This is a genomic window from Neoroseomonas alkaliterrae (assembly GCF_014199195.1).
Classification (GTDB): domain Bacteria; phylum Pseudomonadota; class Alphaproteobacteria; order Acetobacterales; family Acetobacteraceae; genus Neoroseomonas; species Neoroseomonas alkaliterrae.
On the sequence record NZ_JACIJE010000025.1, the window covers coordinates 1,504 to 6,361 of the forward strand.

Annotated in this window: 3 tRNA genes and 3 rRNA genes (1 of these 6 cut by a window edge); all 6 read left to right on the top strand. The window is 61.1% G+C overall.

What is annotated here, in order from left to right:
* Positions 1 to 622, top strand: a 16S ribosomal RNA gene (locus tag FHS88_RS20075) (it extends 970 nt beyond the left edge of the window).
* Between the two features lie 240 nt (positions 623 to 862).
* A tRNA-Ile gene (locus FHS88_RS20080) sits at positions 863 to 939 on the top strand.
* Between the two features lie 138 nt (positions 940 to 1,077).
* Positions 1,078 to 1,149: transfer RNA gene (locus FHS88_RS20085), tRNA-Ala, on the top strand.
* Between the two features lie 391 nt (positions 1,150 to 1,540).
* Positions 1,541 to 4,278: ribosomal RNA gene (locus FHS88_RS20090) — 23S ribosomal RNA — on the top strand.
* 108 nt (positions 4,279 to 4,386) lie between these two features.
* A 5S ribosomal RNA gene (gene rrf, locus FHS88_RS20095) occupies positions 4,387 to 4,501 on the top strand.
* The 16S, 23S and 5S rRNA genes sit together here with 3 tRNA genes alongside, the layout of an rRNA operon.
* A 36-nt stretch (positions 4,502 to 4,537) precedes the next feature.
* Positions 4,538 to 4,614, top strand: a tRNA-Met gene (locus FHS88_RS20100).
* Positions 4,615 to 4,858 lie beyond the last annotated feature (244 nt).

Consider the following 4,858-nt stretch of genomic DNA (forward strand, 5'->3'; position numbering starts at 1 on the left):
ACGGGGGCCCGCACAAGCGGTGGAGCATGTGGTTTAATTCGAAGCAACGCGCAGAACCTTACCAGCCCTTGACATGGTCACGACCGGTCCAGAGATGGGCCTTCCCCGCAAGGGGCGTGGCGCACAGGTGCTGCATGGCTGTCGTCAGCTCGTGTCGTGAGATGTTGGGTTAAGTCCCGCAACGAGCGCAACCCTCGCCTTTAGTTGCCATCATGTTTGGGTGGGCACTCTAAAGGAACTGCCGGTGACAAGCCGGAGGAAGGTGGGGATGACGTCAAGTCCTCATGGCCCTTATGGGCTGGGCTACACACGTGCTACAATGGCGATGACAATGGGAAGCCAGGTCGCGAGGCCGAGCCGATCCCTAAAAGTCGTCTCAGTTCAGATCGCAGCCTGCAACTCGGCTGCGTGAAGGTGGAATCGCTAGTAATCGCGCATCAGCATGGCGCGGTGAATACGTTCCCGGGCCTTGTACACACCGCCCGTCACACCATGGGAGTTGGTTCTACCCTAAGCCGGTTGGCTAACCGCAAGGAGGCCGCCGACCACGGTAGGGTCAGCGACTGGGGTGAAGTCGTAACAAGGTAGCCGTAGGGGAACCTGCGGCTGGATCACCTCCTTTCAAGGATGTCTGCCTGATGGGTTCTTCGGGATCCTTGGGTGGCGTCTTTCAAGACTATCGTGCCTTGCATGAGCCTGGCCTGGGCGGTCCCGGATGGGATCGGCGGGTCGGGCAGCCTCTCACCGGGGCTCCTGACTGTTCGAGACATACCGGCCTTGCCGGCGTGCCTGGCCGTGGCGTGAGCCATGGCGGGCGCCGACCGCGCATCCTTCCCCGATTGGGCGACCCCGCGCCTGTGCGGGGCCAGTAGCTCAGTTGGTTAGAGCACACGCTTGATAAGCGTGGGGTCGGAGGTTCAAGTCCTCCCTGGCCCACCATCGCATGTCAGCTTTGCTGAAATGCGATCCGCCGGAAGCATGGAGAGGCGAGCCGCGATGCGCTGCATCGCGGCGCGGCATCGCGTCAGCGATGGTCTCTTTGTCGGTGCGGCGGAGCTGTTGGCGATCCTCTCCCGCGGGGGCGTAGCTCAGTGGGAGAGCACCTGCTTTGCAAGCAGGGGGTCGTCGGTTCGAATCCGACCGTCTCCATTTCCTGTTGCCGCGGGTGCGGCGAAGGGAGATCTGCCGGAGGCAAGGAAACGGCCTGCGCGGCATTGTCGCGAGGCTTGGCGCCGCGTGGGTGGTGCCCTTTGTCCTGGGGCGTTGATGGTCGAGGCCTGGTGTGCTGCCCGATGGGGTGGCGACACTTCCAAAGCTGTTTCGTTCCGCTTGGGCGGTCCGCGATCCTCGAGAGGGAGGCGGGTGGCCTGCGGGGCGGCATGTTCTTTCACATGGTGAAGATGATCAGTTGTGTGTGTGAGTGGCGCACATCGTCCGGGGCAAGACTTGACCGCGTCCCCGGGGATGATGCGGGCGCTGCCGTCCGAGACTTGGCAGTGCGGGGCGTGGTTTGGCCCTGTGCGCGGGCGGTGGTGAGAGTATGGAGTGAGAGAAGGGCATTCGGTGGATGCCTTGGCGCCAAGAGGCGATGAAGGACGTGGCACGCTGCGAAAAGCCGCGGGGAGATGCGAGCGATCGTTGATCCGCGGATGTCCGAATGGGGAAACCCACCCCTTTGGGGTATCCCGGCCTGAATCCATAGGGTCGGGAGGCGAACCCGGGGAACTGAAACATCTCAGTACCCGGAGGAAAAGACATCAACAGAGATTCCGCGAGTAGTGGCGAGCGAAAGCGGAGCAGGCCAGTGGTTACCGGAAGAGAAGCCGAACAACCTGGAAAGGTTGGCCATAGCGGGTGACAGCCCCGTAGGCGTAGGGCTTTCGGTGATCCTTGAGTAGGGCGGGGCACGTGAAACCCTGTCTGAACATGGGGGGACCACCCTCCAAGCCTAAATACTCCTTGGCGACCGATAGTGCACAAGTACCGTGAGGGAAAGGTGAAAAGCACCCCGACGAGGGGAGTGAAAGAGACCTGAAACCGGATGCCTACAAGCAGTCGGAGCCCGCAAGGGTGACGGCGTACCTTTTGTATAATGGGTCCGCGAGTTCGTGTTGGCAGCAAGCTTAAGCCGAGAGGTGTAGGCGCAGCGAAAGCGAGTCTGAACAGGGCGCATAGTTGCCGGCATGAGACCCGAAACCTGGTGATCTAGCCATGGACAGGCTGAAGGTGGGGTAACACCCACTGGAGGGCCGAACCCACGCCTGTTGAAAAAGTCGGGGATGATCTGTGGTTAGGGGTGAAAGGCCAATCAAACCAGGAAATAGCTGGTTCTCCGCGAAATCTATTGAGGTAGATCGTCCGTCGATCACCCTCGGAGGTAGAGCACCGGAAGGGCTAGGGGGGCCCAAAGCCCTACCAAACCCTACCGAACTCCGAATGCCGAGGAGTGCAGGCGGGCAGACAGACGGTGGGTGCTAAGGTCCATCGTCGAGAGGGAAACAGCCCAGACCACCAGCTAAGGCCCCCAAATGATGGCTAAGTGGGAAAGCATGTGAGACGGCCAAAACAACCAGGAGGTTGGCTTAGAAGCAGCCATCCTTTAAAGAAAGCGTAATAGCTCACTGGTCTAAACAAGCTATCTTGCGGCGAAAATGTAACGGGGCTCAAGCCATCTGCCGAAGCTGTGGGTGCGCAGCAATGCGCGCGGTAGCGGAGCGTTCCGTAAGCCTGTGAAGCGGTACCGGTGACGGGCCGTGGAGGTATCGGAAGTGCGAATGCGGACATGAGTAACGACAAACAGAGTGAGAAACTCTGTCGCCGAAAGTCCAAGGGTTCCTGCGCAAGGTTAATCCGCGCAGGGTGAGCCGGCCCCTAAGGCGAGGGCGAAAGCCGTAGCCGATGGGAACCAGGTGAATATTCCTGGGCCCGCCAGAAGTGACGGCCGTGAAGTTCTGTCATCCCTTATCGGATTGGGGTGGCAGTTGGATCGGTCCGGGAAATAGCTCTGGCATATGGACCGTACCCTAAACCGACACAGGTGGACTGGATGAGTATTCCAAGGCGCTTGAGAGAACCATACCGAAGGAACTAGGCAAATTGCCCGCGTAAGTTAGCGATAAGCGGGACCCGTCCTTGGGCAACCATGGGCGGGTGGCACAGACCAGGGGGTGGCGACTGTTTAGTAAAAACACAGGGCTCTGCGAAATCGAGAGATGACGTATAGGGTCTGACGCCTGCCCGGTGCCGGAAGGTTAAAGGGAGGAGTGCAAGCTCCGAACTGAAGCCCCGGTAAACGGCGGCCGTAACTATAACGGTCCTAAGGTAGCGAAATTCCTTGTCGGGTAAGTTCCGACCTGCACGAATGGCGTAACGACCTCCCCACTGTCTCCGGTATGGGCTCAGTGAAATTGAATTCCCCGTGAAGATGCGGGGTACCCGCGGTCAGACGGAAAGACCCTATGAACCTTTACTGCAGCTTGGCAGTGGCGCCAGGAAGGGGCTGTGTAGGATAGGTGGGAGCCATCGAAGCGGGGGCGCCAGCTCTCGTGGAGGCAACCTTGAAATACCACCCTGCGCCTTTCTGGCGTCTAACCGAACCCCGTCACCCGGGGTCGGGACCCTGCCTGGTGGGCAGTTTGACTGGGGCGGTCGCCTCCCAAAAGGTAACGGAGGCGCGCGATGGTGGGCTCAGGCCGGTCGGACATCGGCTGTTGAGTGCAAAGGCACAAGCCCGCCTGACTGCGAGCGCGACAGCGCGAGCAGGGACGAAAGTCGGCCTTAGTGATCCGGTGGTCCCGCGTGGAAGGGCCATCGCTCAACGGATAAAAGGTACTCTAGGGATAACAGGCTGATCTCCCCCAAGAGTCCACATCGACGGGGAGGTTTGGCACCTCGATGTCGGCTCATCGCATCCCGGGGCTGGAGCAGGTCCCAAGGGTTCGGCTGTTCGCCGATTAAAGCGGTACGTGAGCTGGGTTTAGAACGTCGTGAGACAGTTCGGTCCCTATCTGCCGTGGGTGTTGGAGACTTGAGAGGATCTTTCCCTAGTACGAGAGGACCGGGAAGGACGCACCTCTGGTGCACCGGTTGTCGCGCCAGCGGCACCGCCGGGTAGCCAAGTGCGGAATGGATAACCGCTGAAGGCATCTAAGCGGGAAACCAGCCTCAAGACAAGGTCTCCCCAAGGGTCGTGGTAGACCACCACGTCGATAGGTCGCAGGTGGAAGCGCCGCAAGGCGTGCAGCCGAGCGATCCTAATCGCCCGACAGAACTCCATACCCCATGCACCACCGCACGGATGCAACAGCATCCACCGCGCACAGCGCCAAGCCACGCGCACACACAACCGATCATCCCATCACCACATCCGAGGATCCGGCCCGGTGGCCTGGTGGCCATCGCGGGGTTGCCACACCCGTTCCCATCCCGAACACGGCCGTGAAACACCCCAGCGCCCATGGTACTGCGCCTCAAGGCGCGGGAGAGTCGGTCGCCGCCAGGCCACCAGGCCGGATCCTCACAGCAACCCTCTCACCCACGCGGGGTGGAGCAGCCCGGTAGCTCGTCAGGCTCATAACCTGAAGGTCACAGGTTCAAATCCTGTCCCCGCATCCAACGTTCCCAATACTCCCAAACCAAAACCAGAACGGCCGTTCCCACCCAGGGCAACGGCCTTTTTGCCGTCCAGCGCCTGCCCAACATCCGGCTCCCCTGCCGCATGCAGGAACGCCGCCAAGTCGCCTCGCAGCGACACCGTCATCTCGCCGCGGCGATCGCCGGGAAAGACCAGGATCGCGTCGATCAGCGCGCGCAAGGCCTCGGTCGCCGCCATCGCCGTGGCCGGGTCCGCCAGCGCCTC